General features: G+C 68.7%; 12 protein-coding genes. 7 read left to right on the forward strand and 5 right to left on the reverse strand.

What is annotated here, in order from left to right; translation table 11 throughout:
• Positions 1–7: 7 nt before the first annotated feature.
• Both atpA and J7500_RS17150 read right to left on the reverse strand, forming a co-directional pair.
• Positions 8–1,537, reverse strand: a complete 1,530-nt coding sequence (gene atpA / locus J7500_RS17145) for a F0F1 ATP synthase subunit alpha (protein WP_294063224.1) — start codon at positions 1,535–1,537, stop codon at positions 8–10.
• Positions 1,538–1,539: 2 nt separating this feature from the next.
• Positions 1,540–2,094, reverse strand: a complete 555-nt coding sequence (locus J7500_RS17150) for a F0F1 ATP synthase subunit delta (RefSeq protein ID WP_294063226.1) — start codon at positions 2,092–2,094, stop codon at positions 1,540–1,542.
• 168 nt (positions 2,095–2,262) lie between these two features.
• Between J7500_RS17150 and J7500_RS17155 the strand changes: the two genes are divergently transcribed.
• The 3 genes from J7500_RS17155 (at position 2,263) to J7500_RS17165 (ending at position 4,920) form a co-directional block, all read left to right on the forward strand.
• Positions 2,263–2,940 (forward strand): dienelactone hydrolase family protein, encoded by a 678-nt coding sequence (locus tag J7500_RS17155; protein WP_294063227.1) that lies wholly within the window; start codon positions 2,263–2,265, stop codon positions 2,938–2,940.
• A 21-nt stretch (positions 2,941–2,961) separates the two neighbouring features.
• The gene (locus J7500_RS17160) at positions 2,962–3,897 is read left to right on the forward strand and encodes a tetratricopeptide repeat protein (RefSeq protein WP_294063229.1); all 936 of its coding nucleotides are present in this window, start codon (positions 2,962–2,964) and stop codon (positions 3,895–3,897) included.
• Between the two features lie 111 nt (positions 3,898–4,008).
• Positions 4,009–4,920, forward strand: a complete 912-nt coding sequence (locus tag J7500_RS17165) for an alpha/beta hydrolase (protein ID WP_294063231.1) — start codon at positions 4,009–4,011, stop codon at positions 4,918–4,920.
• On the opposite strand, the gene J7500_RS17170 is transcribed toward J7500_RS17165, so the two are convergent.
• Positions 4,917–6,401 (reverse strand): DEAD/DEAH box helicase, encoded by a 1,485-nt coding sequence (locus J7500_RS17170; protein WP_294063233.1) that lies wholly within the window; start codon positions 6,399–6,401, stop codon positions 4,917–4,919. The two genes, J7500_RS17165 and J7500_RS17170, sit on opposite strands and share 4 nt — an antisense overlap.
• A gap of 222 nt (positions 6,402–6,623) precedes the next feature.
• On the opposite strand from J7500_RS17170, the gene pncB reads away from it, so the two are divergent.
• Positions 6,624–7,928: a nicotinate phosphoribosyltransferase gene (gene pncB, locus J7500_RS17175; RefSeq protein ID WP_294063235.1), complete on the forward strand. Its 1,305-nt coding sequence runs from the start codon at positions 6,624–6,626 to the stop codon at positions 7,926–7,928.
• A 140-nt stretch (positions 7,929–8,068) separates the two neighbouring features.
• Positions 8,069–8,557 carry a PilZ domain-containing protein gene (locus J7500_RS17180; protein ID WP_294063236.1) on the forward strand — a complete coding sequence of 163 codons (489 nt, stop codon included), beginning with the start codon at positions 8,069–8,071 and terminating at the stop codon, positions 8,555–8,557.
• Here J7500_RS17180 and J7500_RS17185 read toward each other — a convergent pair.
• Positions 8,547–10,184 carry a glycoside hydrolase family 43 protein gene (locus tag J7500_RS17185; protein ID WP_294063238.1) on the reverse strand — a complete coding sequence of 546 codons (1,638 nt, stop codon included), beginning with the start codon at positions 10,182–10,184 and terminating at the stop codon, positions 8,547–8,549. The two genes, J7500_RS17180 and J7500_RS17185, sit on opposite strands and share 11 nt — an antisense overlap.
• On the reverse strand, positions 10,181–11,671 hold the full coding sequence (locus tag J7500_RS17190) for an MFS transporter (RefSeq protein ID WP_294063240.1): 1,491 nt from the start codon (positions 11,669–11,671) through the stop codon (positions 10,181–10,183). Before J7500_RS17190 ends, J7500_RS17185 begins: the two co-directional genes overlap by 4 nt.
• Positions 11,672–11,804: 133 nt before the next feature.
• Between J7500_RS17190 and ada the strand changes: the two genes are divergently transcribed.
• Positions 11,805–12,845 carry a bifunctional DNA-binding transcriptional regulator/O6-methylguanine-DNA methyltransferase Ada gene (ada, locus tag J7500_RS17195; RefSeq protein ID WP_294063241.1) on the forward strand — a complete coding sequence of 347 codons (1,041 nt, stop codon included), beginning with the start codon at positions 11,805–11,807 and terminating at the stop codon, positions 12,843–12,845.
• Positions 12,842–13,309: a DUF1203 domain-containing protein gene (locus tag J7500_RS17200; RefSeq protein WP_294063242.1), complete on the forward strand. Its 468-nt coding sequence runs from the start codon at positions 12,842–12,844 to the stop codon at positions 13,307–13,309. The genes ada and J7500_RS17200 overlap by 4 nt, the downstream gene beginning before the upstream one ends.
• Positions 13,310–13,311: the final 2 nt, after the last annotated feature.

The following is a 13,311-nucleotide window of genomic DNA, read 5'->3' on the forward strand; positions in this document are numbered from 1 at the left end:
TTAGTCCTCAGGCGAACGTCTTGCCGAACGCGTCGAGCGCGTCCTTGAGCTTCGCCTTGGTCTCGTCGCCCAGATCCTTGGTGTCGCGGATCGCGGCGAGGATGTCGGCGTGGCTGGTGCGCAGCTCGGTGAGCATCGCCGCCTCGTAGCGCACCACGTCCTGCGTCGGGACGTTGTCGAGATAGCCCTGGGTGCCGGCGAAGATCGAGACGACCTGCTCCTCGAACGGCATCGGGTTGAACTGCGGCTGCTTGAGCAGCTCGGTCAGGCGCGCGCCGCGGTTGAGCAGCTTCTGCGTCGAGGCGTCGAGGTCCGAGCCGAACTGCGCGAACGCGGCCATCTCGCGATACTGGGCGAGCTCGAGCTTGATGCTACCGGCGACCTTCTTCATCGCCTTGGTCTGCGCCGAAGAGCCGACGCGCGACACCGACAGGCCGACGTTGATCGCCGGGCGGATGCCCGCGAAGAACAGGTCGGTCTCGAGGAAGATCTGGCCGTCGGTGATCGAGATCACGTTGGTCGGAATGTAGGCCGACACGTCGCCCGCCTGAGTCTCGATGATCGGCAGCGCGGTCAGCGAGCCGTTGCCGTTGGCGTCGTTGAGCTTGGCGGCGCGCTCGAGCAGGCGGCTGTGCAGGTAGAACACGTCGCCCGGATAGGCTTCGCGGCCCGGCGGACGGCGGAGCAGCAGCGACATCTGGCGATAGGCGACCGCCTGCTTCGACAGATCGTCATAGACGATCAGCGCGTGCATGCCGTTGTCGCGGAAATACTCGCCCATCGCGCAGCCGGTGTAGGGCGCGAGGAACTGGAGCGGTGCGGGGTCCGAAGCGGTCGCGGCGACGACGATGGAATATTCCATCGCGCCATTCTCTTCGAGCGTGCGAACGAGCTGCGCGACGGTCGAGCGCTTCTGGCCGACGGCGACATAGACGCAGTAGAGCTTCTTGCCTTCGTCCGAGCCCGCGTTGACGGTCTTCTGGTTGATGAAGGTGTCGATCGCGACGGCCGACTTGCCGGTCTGGCGGTCGCCGATGATCAGCTCGCGCTGGCCGCGGCCGACGGGGACGAGCGCGTCGATCGCCTTGAGGCCGGTCTGCATCGGCTCGTGCACCGACTTGCGCGGGATGATGCCGGGCGCCTTGACCTCGACGCGGCTGCGCTGCTCGGCGACGATCGGGCCCTTGCCGTCGATCGGGTTGCCGAGGCCGTCGACCACGCGGCCGAGCAGGCCCTTGCCGACGGGGACGTCGACGATGGTTCCGGTGCGCTTGACGGTGTCGCCCTCGCGGATCTCGGCGTCCGAGCCGAAGATCACGATACCGACATTGTCGGCCTCGAGGTTGAGCGCCATGCCCTGCACGCCGTTGGCGAACTCGACCATCTCGCCCGCCTGGACGTTGTCGAGGCCGTGGACGCGCGCGATGCCGTCACCGACGCTCAGAACCTGGCCGGTCTCGCTGACCTGGGCCTCGGTGCCGAAATTGGCGATCTGGTCCTTGATGACCTTGGAGATTTCTGCGGCGCGGATATCCATTTTCAGCCTTTCATCGCCTGCGCGAGGGAGTTCAGTCGGGTCTTGATCGACGAATCGATCATCTGGCTGCCGATCTTCACGACCAGCCCGCCGAGGAGCGTGGGATCGACCGAGAGGTCGACGTTGACGTCGCGGCCGAGCCGCGTGCGAAGCTGCTGCTTGAGCGCATCGACCTGCGCCGCGTCGAGCGGATGCGCCGAGGTCACTTCGGCGGTCGTCTCGCCGCGATGCTGCGCAGCGAGGCCGCGGAATGCCTTGATGATCGCGGGAAGCTGGCCCAGGCGCCGGTTGTGCGCGAGCACGCCCAGGAAGTTCGCGGTGGTCGCATCGACCTTGAGTGCGGCGGCGGTTGCGGCGACGGCCCTGGCCGCCGCATCGCGCCCGATCAACGGGCTGGTCGTCAGCGCGCGGAAATCGCTCGATTCGTCAAGCGCCTGGCGCACCGTGGCGAGGCTTGCCTCGACCTGGGGAAGCGCCTTCGAATCGCGCGCGAGCTCGAACAGGGCGGTTGCGTAGCGTCCGCTTAGGCTGGCCTGGATACCGCCGGAATTCTCCACGCGATGCTTTTCCTCTTGGAAGGATCGGAATTGGCCCCATGCACATAAGGGGGGCGCCGAGAGGCACCCCCGATGGGTGGCGGCGCGTTAGCATCGGTGTCCGGGGGATTCAACCCGAGTCCGATGCTATGGGCCGCGCGTGCGACTCAGCCGAGGGAGAAATGCGCGATGACCGGTCAATTCACCTCCATGAAGATGTCCGACGGCGCCGAAATCCAAGTCTATCATGTTCCGGCGCAGGGCGAACGCCGCGGCGGGCTGGTGGTGATCCAGGAGATATTCGGGATCAACGGGCACATCCGCTCGGTGTGCGAGGACTATGCCGCGCAGGGCTATGAAGTGCTCGCGCCGGCGCTGTTCGATCGCGAGCATCCGGGGTTCGAGACCGGCTATGACGCCGCCGGCATCGAGGCCGGCCGCCGCCTCGCGCGCGATCTCCACCCGATCGCGCTCAGCCTTGCCGACACCCAGAGCTGCATCGACGCGCTGAAGGACAAGGGGCCGGTGTTCATCACCGGCTATTGCTACGGCGGGTCGATCGTGTGGTTCGCCGCGTGCCGGCTCGAAGGGCTTGCCGCGGCATCGGGCTATTACGGCGCGCTGATCCCCGCGGCGGCGGACGAATCGCCCAAATGCCCGACGATCCTCCATTTCGGCCGGCACGATCACGGCATCCCGATCGGGGACGTCGAACGCGTGATCGCCGCTGGACATCCGAACCTCCAGGTGTTCGTCTATGAGGCGGGCCACGGGTTCAATTGCGACCAGCGCAGCGATTTCGACGCGGAAAGCGCCCGGCTGGCGCGCGAGCGGACCCTGGCGCTGTTCAGGGCGAACGGCGGCTAGGACGCCGCCCGAGGGGGGAAGATGACAGGCATTCGGATGCTGCTCGTGGCTGCTGCCGCGGCGACTGCGATCGGCTGCGCGCGCGCCGAGGTTCTCGAAGTGACGGGCGAATTCCCGGCAGTGAGCCGCGAGGCGAGCTTCCTGCGCTCGATCGTCGTCGACCGCTTCGGCGGCCAGGACGGGCCGACGCTGCAGATCGCGATCGAGCGCGCGCTTTCGATGGCGGGGCCGGAGGGGCGGATGCCCTTCGATTTGCTCGGCGGTCGGGCCGGGCGCGACACCGCCGAGGGCGCGATCAACGGCAGCGTCTCGACCGGCGTCGACGAACGCCCGTTCAAGCAGAATCAGAAGCAGTGCGTCACCAAGGACGACAAGGGCAAGTGCACCAAGGAGGCCGAGGTCGAGGTCCAGTGCCGGCGCCGCATCATCACGGTCAACGCCGACGTCCGCATCGTGCGCAGTGCCGACGGGCGGATCCTCTATTCGGTGCCCAAGCCCTTCCGCGAGGAAGTGAGCTGGTGCCCGGGTGGCGCGCCTGCGCACACGACCGAGGAAGTGATCGACGCCGCGATCCGCGACATCGCCGGCTCGGTGCGCGCCGACATCGTGCCGCACGTCGACACCTATCGCATCCGCGTGCGCGAGAGCAGCAAGGGCATGCCCAAGGAGGCCGCCGGCCAGTTCAAGGACCTGGTCAAGCTTTCCAAGCGCGATCCGCGCGGTGCCTGCGCGGGCTGGGAGTCGATGCAGGGTGGCGTCGCCGCGCAGCATCCCTCGCTGCTGTTCAACCTCGGTCTCTGCGCCGAGCAGCGCGGCGACTATGACCGCGCGCTCGCGCTCTACCGGGATTCGGCGCGTACCGGCGCGACCGAAGGCAATGACGGCGCCGACCGCGCCGCCCGGCTGATCGCCGGCCGCGAGGACGCGCAGGAGCGCGCCCGGCGGCGCAAGGGGTAGGCCAAGCTGTTCCCCCCCTGCTAGCGGGGATGGGAGTACAAGGTTCGGCGGACACCGAAGCATCGCACCTCCGATCGGCCGCATGGGCGGCTTCACCGATCGGAGATAGCGATGCTCGAAGAGAACGAAGTGACCCGGCTGCCCGCGCGGGGACCCATCCCCGGGCTCCTCGTCCGCCGTCTGCAGGGCCCCGGCGCACCCGTGCTCTACGTACATGGCGCGACTTTCCCCTCGGCGCTGTCGGTCGGTTGGCGGATCGATGGGCGGTCGTGGATGGACGATCTCCACGAACGCGGCTTCGACGTCTGGGCGTTCGATTTCGCCGGCTATGGCGGGTCGGACCGTCCCGCCGGAATGCAGGGCGCGACGCCCTGCGGCGACGCGGAAGCCGCGGCGGAGCAGATCGAGCGCGTCGCGCTGCATGTGCTCGCCACGCGCGGCACGGCGCGGCTGGCTGTGATAGCGCACAGTTGGGGGACGATCCCCGCGGGAATGTTCGCGGGCGCGCGGCCCGACCTTGTCGAGCGGCTGGTGCTGTTCGGGCCGATCGCCGAGCGAAGTGCCGGCGGCGGCGGCGTGCCGTCGAGCGGAACGCGCCTCGTCGGCAGCGACGATCAGTGGCGCAGCTTCCAGGCCGGCGTGCCGGCGGAGCAGGACCCGCCGTTCGCGCGAGCGGAGTTCGAGCGCTGGGTGGCCGCCTATCTCGCCACCGATCCGGACAGTGCGGATCGCAGCCCGCCGAGCGTCGCGGTGCCGAGCGGCCCCGACGCCGATTTCGCCCAGGCCTGGTCGGGGCGCTTTCCCTATGATCCGGCGGTGGTGCGCGCGCCGACGCTGATCGTCCGCGGCGCCTGGGACCCGCTCGCGCGCGACGCCGACATCGCCTGGCTGACTCGCCGGCTGAGCGGCGTGCCCGGCGGGGCGCACGTCGTCACGCTGGCGGGCGGCGCCCACCGGATGCTCCTCGAGGACCGCCGGCAGGCGCTGTTCGACGCCGTGGGCGACTATCTTTCCGGGCGTTAGCGGCCCTGGCGGCGCTGGCCGCCGCCGGCCGGCTTGGCCTGCCACTTGCGCTTGGGCCGGGCATAGTTGCGCGGCGCGTCGCCACGGCCTTCGCCCTGCGGCGCGTCGAAGCGGCGCGGGCGGGGCTCGCCCGCCGCTGCCTCGGGGCGCGGACCTTCGTGGCGGCGCGGCTGCTCGCCCCGCGGACGATCGTCGCGCGGGCGACCTTCGCCGCCGCCTTCGCGACGCTGCCGCTGCGGCTGGCCCGGACGACGGCCGTCGCGCTGCATCTCGCGGCCCTGGCGGCCGGCCTGCTCGGAGCGGCTCGGCTGGACGGCGACGCGCGACTTGGTCAGCTTCGCCGCCTCGGCGAGGAAATCCTCGGGCAGCGGCGCGACGGTGAGCTTCTGGCGAGTCAGCCGCTCGATGTCGCGCAGGTACGGCCGCTCGTCATCGGCGCAGAAGCTGAGCGCGATGCCGTCATTGCCCGCACGCGCGGTGCGGCCGATGCGGTGGACGTATTGCTCGGGGACGTTGGGCAGCTCGAAGTTGAAGACATGGCTCACGCCCGACACGTCGATGCCGCGCGCCGCGATGTCCGTCGCCACCAGGATCTTGACCTTGCCGGCGCGGAACTCGCCCAGCGCGCGCTCGCGCTGCGGCTGGCTCTTGTTGCCGTGGATCGCGTTCGAGGCGATGCCATTGCCCGCGAGCAGGCGAACGACGCGGTCGGCGCCATGCTTGGTGCGGGTGAAGACCAGCGCACGATCGATGTCGAGCTCCTTGAGCTTCATCGTCAGCAGCGCCTGCTTCTCCTGCTGGTTCACATAGGTGACGTACTGCTCGACGCGCTCGGCAGTGGTGGCGACCGGAGTCACCTTCACTTCCACCGGCTCATGGATGAACTGGCTGGCCAGCTCGCGGATGCTCTTGGGCATGGTCGCCGAGAAGAACAGCGACTGGCGCTTGGCCGGAAGCTCGCGGACGATGCGCTTGAGCGCATGGATGAAGCCCAGGTCGAGCATCTGGTCGGCTTCGTCGAGCACCAGGATCTCGATCCCGAGCAGGATAGCATAGCATTGGTCGAGCAGGTCGACGAGGCGGCCCGGAGTGGCGACGAGGATGTCGACGCCGCGCGCGAGGTCGGTCTTGTTCTTGTGGATCGAAGTGCCGCCGAAGATGGTGGCGATGCGCAGGCCGGTGCCGGCCGAATAGTTGCGCGCGCTCTCGGCGATCTGCGCGGCGAGCTCGCGGGTGGGGGCGAGCACCAGCATCCGCGTGCCGCGCGGCTGGGCGCGGCGGCCGGACTTCACCAGCCGGTCGATCGAGGGAAGCATGAAGGCAGCGGTCTTGCCGGTGCCGGTCTGGGCGATGCCGAGCAGGTCGCGCCCTTCGAGCAGCGCCGGGATCGACTGGGCCTGGATCGGGGTAGCCTCGGTATAGCCCTTGGCGGCAAGCGCGGACAGGACGGTCTCGGAGAGGCCGAGTTCTTTGAATTGCATTGGAAAACCTTGTGCATACGGCCAGCGCGCCGGAATGGAATCCGGGCGCGAAGGCGGGGTCAAAAATGACGACCCGCGTGACTAGGGAAGCCGTGAATCAACCGAGGCGGAGCCGGGACGAAGCTCGTCCGATCACGCTGCTGTACGCCTCGCTGGCCGCGCATATGGTAGCAAAGCTGCCATAAGTCAACGCAAGACGCCCACGGGCGTTGGGAGAAAGCCATGGCCGTCACCGATATCGCAACCCGCACCTACAACCATAATTGGCGGCTCGATCCGATCGTGCGCAGCCTGCTCGACACCGATTTCTACAAGCTGCTGATGCTCCAGATGATCCGGCACCTCTATCCGGACGTCCGCGCCACCTTTCAGCTCATCAACCGCAGCACCACGGTGCGGCTGGCCGACGTGATCGACGAGGGCGAGCTCCGTGCGCAACTCGACCATGCGCGCACGTTGCGCTTCTCGAAAAAGGAGCTGATCTGGCTCGCGGGCAACAGCTTCTACGGCCAGCAGCGGATGTTCGCGCCGGACTTCATCGCCTGGCTCGCCGACTTCCGGTTGCCGGAATATGAGCTGCGCGCGGTCGACGGCCAATATGAGCTGCGCTTCGAGGGGCCCTGGACCGAGACTACGATGTGGGAAATCCCCGCGCTCGCGATCGTCAACGAATTGCGTGCCCGCGCCGCGCTGCGCGGTCGCGGCCGCTTCGCGCTCGACGTCCTCTATGCCCGCGCCAAGGCCCGGCTGTGGGAGAAGATCGAGCGGCTGCAGCAGCTCCCCGACCTCGTGCTCTCCGACTTCGGCACGCGGCGGCGCCACGGCTTCCTCTGGCAGCGCTGGTGCGTCGAGGCGCTGAAGGAAGGGCTGGGGGAACGCTTCATCGGCACCTCCAACGTGCTGCTCGCGATGGATGCCGACCTCGAGGCGATCGGCACCAATGCGCACGAGCTGCCGATGGTTCTCGCCGCGCTGGCCGGCAGCGAGGCCGAGCTGCGCCGCGCGCCCTATCGCGTGCTCGAGGACTGGCAGCGTCACTATGGCGGCAATCTGCTCGTCGTGCTGCCCGACGCCTTCGGAACCGCCGCCTTCCTGCGCGACGCGCCCGATTGGGTGGCGGGCTGGACCGGCTTCCGGCCCGACAGCGCGCCGCCGATCGAGACCGGCGAGGCGATCCTGGAGTGGTGGCGCGCCCATGGGCAGGACCCCCGCGAGAAGCTGCTGATCTTCTCGGACGGCATGGACGTGGAATCGATCGAGGCGGTCTATCGCCACTTCCACGGGCGCGTGCGGCTCAGCTTCGGCTGGGGCACCAACCTGACCAACGACTTCCGCGGCTGCGATCCCGAGGGCGGTTCGGCGCTCGACCCGATCTCATTGGTCGCCAAGGTGGTCGAGGCGAACGGCCGGCCGGCGGTCAAGCTCTCGGACAATCCGGCCAAGGCGACCGGCGATCCGGCCGAGATCGCGCGCTACCTGCGCGTGTTCGGCGAGGAAGGGCGCGCCGCACGGGCGGTCTCGGTCTGAAGCCGCGACCCGGGCCCGCATTACAGTTTTTAACTCCCCTAGGGGCGACGGGGACGCCATCCCGTGCGTTCAGCGGGACGAACGTTATCGATCCGTAAACGATCTGACCCGTAGAGTAGGCGTAGCGTTCGGGGGAGGTCGTGCAGGTGTTGGTCGCAAGGCTCGAAGTGTTGGGGGAGGTCGACGAACGCGGCTCGATCCGGTTCGCGGTCGACAGCCGCACGACGCTGCGCGGCGGCGACGGACGCCCAGTCGACGTCGTCATCGACAATTTTTCGCGCACCGGCTTCCTGTTCCTCTCGGACATCGAATTTCCCGCAGGCACGCTCGTCTCGGTGGGCCTGTCGGGCGCCGGCGCGCGCGAGGCCAAGGTGGTCTGGCGGGACGGCAATCGCCACGGCTGCGAGTTCCTCGTGCCGCTGCCGCGCTCCAAGATGGAGCGGGCTTTCCGCGGCCAGCAGGATCTGGTCGCCGCGCTCGAGGCCAAGTTGACCGGCCGGCTCAGCGACGCCGGCTTCCCTACCGATGCCGAAGGCGATCCCGAGTCCGGCCCCGAGCCGCAGTCCAATGCGCGACGCAGCTGGCTCGACGCGCTGCTTTCACGCCGCGACGACGACGTCAACGCGTGAGCGTCTCGACGTCCGCGGCGAATTCCCGCTCACGATAGTCGAACCAGTCGAAGTCCGCCGCGCGGCCCGTGCCGGCCATGTCCTGGCACGCCATGCCGACGAAGGCGCCGGTGAAATTGGGCAGACCCGGCGCGCTCGCCTCGTCGGAGAGGATGCTCGCGTCGAACTGCTCGGGCAGCCAGGTCCAGTCCGCCTGCCCCTCAAGGCGGAAGGCGAAGCGCAGCCGCTCGTAATCCACTTCGACGCGCAGCTCGATCCGGCCTTCGGGAATCGGGATAGGCGCCGTGAACGCATCGGCCTGAGGTGAATCGGGCAGCGCCGACATCACGCGGATGTGCCGGCCGGTTTCCTCGTCATGGCTGACGTGGAGGTAATGGAATTTCGAGCTGTTGTAATAGGCGACCAGCCCCGCGGCCTGCTGGAAATGCTCGGGCTCGAATTCCATCGCGCAGGCCGCCGAATAGCAGAAATCCTGCTGCCGGCGCGCGACCAGCGCCTGGGTGAACAGGCTGCCGATCGTCTCGCGGCCGTGGAGGCGCAGATGCCCCGGCCGCGCGCTCAGGCTGAAGATCGGCGCCGGATCGGGCGTGCGCAGCCATTGCAGGTCCATCGGCAGCGCGGGCGAATCGAACTCATAGCGGACCGCGGTCTCGCGCGGGGGCGAGGCCGGCACCGCGAGCCCCTCTGTCTCGATCACCGGCATCCCGCTGCCGTCCTCGGTATAGAGCCAGCCGTCGTCGCCCCAGCGCATCGGCTGGATCGCGGTCTCGCGGCCCAGCACGCAGCGCCCGCGGTTGGGGAGCGGCCGCCCGCACAGATAGGTGATCCAGGTCTGCCCGTCGGGCGTCTCGACCAGATCGGCATGGCCCGCGCGCATCAGCGGCGCGTCGGGCCGCGTGCGCGAACTCAGGATATAGGTGTCGGGGTGCAGCTCGTACGGTCCGAGCAGGTTCCGCGAACGCGCCATGGTGACGGCGTGGTTCCAGCCCGTGCCGCCCTCGGCGGTGAGCAGATAGTACCAGCCGTCGCGCTTGTAGAGGTGCGGCGCCTCGGTCAGGCCCAGCGCCGTTCCCGGGAAGATATTGTGGCGTTCGCCGACCAGCCGCCCCTCGGAGGGCGAATATTCCTGCAGCACGATGCCGGCGAAGCGGTTGCGGCCCGGGCGGTGATCCCACAGCTGGTTGAGCACATATTTGCGCCCATCGTCGTCGTGGAAGAGCGAGGGGTCGAAGCCGCTCGAATTGACGTGCACCGGGTCCGACCAGTCACGCAGCGTCTCGGCGGTGACGAGGTAATTGTGGAAGTCGCGCAGGCTCGCCCCCGACGCGCCGCCCACCGTGGTGCGGCCATAGCGCTTCACATCGGTGTAGATCAGCCAGAATCGCTCGCCGTCATGCGTGAGGTCGGGCGCCCAGACGCCGCAGCTGTCCGGATCGCCGCGCATGTCGAGCTGGCTCGGCCGGACCAGCGGGCGCGAAACCAGCCGCCAGTTCGCGAGGTCGCGCGAATGGTGGATCTGCACGCCCGGAAACCATTCGAAGGTCGAGGTCACGATATAATAATCGTCGCCGACCCGGCAGATCGACGGGTCGGGGTTGAAGCCGGGCAGGATCGGGTTGCGGATCATTGGGGCCGGTACCTCCGGGCACGGATTTCGATGACGATGCCGAGCAGCGCGAGTGCGACGCCGAAGCCCCAGATGCCGCGCATAGCGATCGGCACCTCGCAGGCGCTGAAGGCCGTGAAGAAGCTGCACTCGGTCGGTGCGAGCCCGCTCGCATAGAAGAGCGTCAGCCCGCCCGACAGGATCCCCCCCAGCAGGATAGGGATCCAGCCGCTCTCGCGCCCCTGGTGTTCGCCGGGCTTGCGCACCAGGATCCACAGCAGCGCCGCGGCGATCAGGTCGAGCACGCCCAGCGCGACGAAGAAGGGCGTATAGCCGATCCGGGCCACGAGCGCGCCGATCAGCAGCGTGAAGATCAGCACGCCCAGATTCGCCATCGCGCCTGCCATGCCCGCGACGGTGCCGACTTCGTTCTTGCGGAACAGGTCGCTCGCCATGGTTATCACGGTCACCGACAGCGCCTGGTGCGCGAAGGCGCCGACGCTGAGCAGCGCCACCGCCGCGGTCGCGCTCGGCACGCGCCCGACGAAGATCATGCTCGTCATCAGCAGCGCGCCGAAGGTGAAGGTCCAGCGCCGCGCGTCGATCAGCGCCACGCCGCGCCGTTCGAGCCACAGCACTAGCGCCGGGCCGGCCAGGCAGCCGATGTCGGCGGCGACGAAAGGCAGCACCACTGCGATCGCCAGTTCGCCCAGCGCGAAGCCGCGGACCTCGCTCAGGTACAGCGGCAGCCAGAAGGTCAGCGTCGCCCAGGTCGGGTCGGCGAGGAAGCGCGGCAGGGCAATGCCCCAGAAGTTGCGGCGCCCGAGCAGCGACAGCACCGGCGGCCGGGGATCTTCGGACGCCTGGACATGCGCTTCCTGCCCGGAGCGGATCAGCATGCGCTCCTCTTCCGAGATGGCGCCATGCGTCTCGGGCGTGCGGTACCAGAGCAGCCACAGCACCACCCAGAGCAGCGCCAGCACGCCGGCGGCATAAAAGGCTGCGCGCCAGTTCCACCAGGCGATCGCGATCGCCACCAGCGGCCCGGCGATCGCGATGCCGGCCGAGGCGCCGAGGTTGTAGATCCCGCCGGCAAGCCCGCGCTCCTTGGCCGGAAACCACTCCGAGACGACCTTGAGCCCAGCCGTGTGCGACGTGCCCTCGGCGAAGCCGAGTCCGGCACGCAGCGCCGCCAGTCCCTGCCAGCTCGCCACCCATCCGTGCGCGAAGGTGATGAGACCCCAGGCCATCGCGAAGATCGCCATGCCGGTGCGCAGCCCGATCCGGTCGAGGATATAGCCCACCACCGGCTGGAGCATGATGAACGCCTGGAACACACCGGTCACCCAGCTGTACTGTTCCTTGGTCATCGGCACGTCGGACTGGAAGGCCTCGGTGGCGACGACCACACCCAGCGTCTGGCGTACCAGATAGTTGATGATCGTGCCGAGCATCACGATCGCGATGATCCACCAGCGCAGTGCGCGGGTCCGCTGCCAGAAGCCCATCCGCTCTCCCCTGCGCCCGTGCACGGCGCTGTTAGCGCTACCGGTGCCGCGTGGCGGCGGCGAGGGCAAGGGCTTTCGCTTTGAACGCAAGCCGCGGGATGCTGCGCGCAGCATGCGGGTCTATATCGCTGGCATGACCAAGGATCAGCACATCAGCGATGAACGCGCCTGGGCGGCCTTCGAAGCCCGCGACCGTGCCTATGACGGGCGCGTGGTCGGTGCCGTGACCACCACCGGCATCTATTGCAAGCCGAGCTGCCCCGCGCGGCGGCCCAAGCGCGAGCATGTGCTCTTCTATCCCGATGCCGCCGCGGCGCGCGCCGCGGGCTATCGCGCCTGCCTGCGCTGCAAGCCCGATGAAGTGGGCCGCGACCGGCTGGCCGTGGCCGAGGCCGTGGCGCTGATCGAGGCCGCCGAGGAGCCGCTCGGACTCGACGAACTCGCCGCGCGCGTCGGCTATGCGCCGCACCATTTCCACCGGCTGTTCAAGCGCGCCACGGGCGTGACGCCGGCCGCCTATGCCCGGGGGCTGCGCGCGCGCCGGGCCGCCGCGGCGCTGACCGAGGAGGAAACCGTGACCGAAGCCATTTACGAGGCCGGCTATTCGGCCCCCAGCCGCTTCTACGAGACCGCCAATGCCCGGCTGGGCATGACCCCCAGCGCGTGGAAGCGCGGCGGAGCGGGGGTGACGATCCGCTGGACGGTGGCGCCGACCAGCCTCGGCCCGCTGCTGATCGCGGCGACCGACAAGGGCATCTGCCGCGTCGCCTTCGACGAGGACTCGCTCCAGCTCGCCCGGCGCTTCCCCGCCGCCGAGATCGTGCAGGGCGGCGCGGCGCTGGAGAGCCTGGCCGAGCGCGTCGTTGCCGAGGTCGAGACGCCAGGCCGCGACGCCGACTTGCCGCTCGACGTGCAAGGCACGGCCTTTCAGGAGGCAGTGTGGCAGGCGCTGCGCGCAATCCCCGCCGGCGAGACGCGCAGCTATGGCCAGCTCGCCGCCGAGATCGGCCATCCGCGCGCGGTCCGCGCCGCGGGAACGGCATGCGGCGCCAACCACGTTGCCGTGCTCATCCCCTGCCACCGTGCCCAGCGCACCGACGGCAGCATGGGAGGCTATGCCTATGGAATCGATCGCAAGCGCGTGCTGCGCCGTCGTGAAGGAGTGGAAGAATGAGCTTCGTGATCCAGGGGCTCGACCCCGCGCCCTTCCGCCGCCTCTACGGCGCCTCCGATGAAGCGCTCGCGGCCGAGCAGGTGATTCGCATGACCGCCGATTCAAAGCCGGGATTTCCGTGCCGAGTCACGCTCGAGGATGCCGAGCCGGGCGAGACGCTATTGCTTCTCAATTACGAGCATTTGCCCGATGCCACGCCCTACCGCTCGCGCCACGCGATCTTCGTGCGGGAGGGTGCCGAGACGCCAGCGCGGTTTAACGACGAAGCACCGGTGTCACTGACGTCTCGACTGCTGTCGGTACGAGCCTTCGATCATGACCATTTGATGACGAATGCCGATGTTATCGACGGAAAAACGCTGGTGCCGCTGATCGAGCGGTTTTTCAGCGATCCTTCGGTCGCCTACCTGCACGTCCACAACGCCAAGCGCGGCTGCTTCGCGGCGCGAGTGGATCGGGGGTGACG

Origin of the sequence: Sphingomonas sp. (assembly GCF_017744835.1) — a bacterium.
Taxonomy (GTDB): Bacteria; Pseudomonadota; Alphaproteobacteria; order Sphingomonadales; family Sphingomonadaceae; genus Sphingomonas.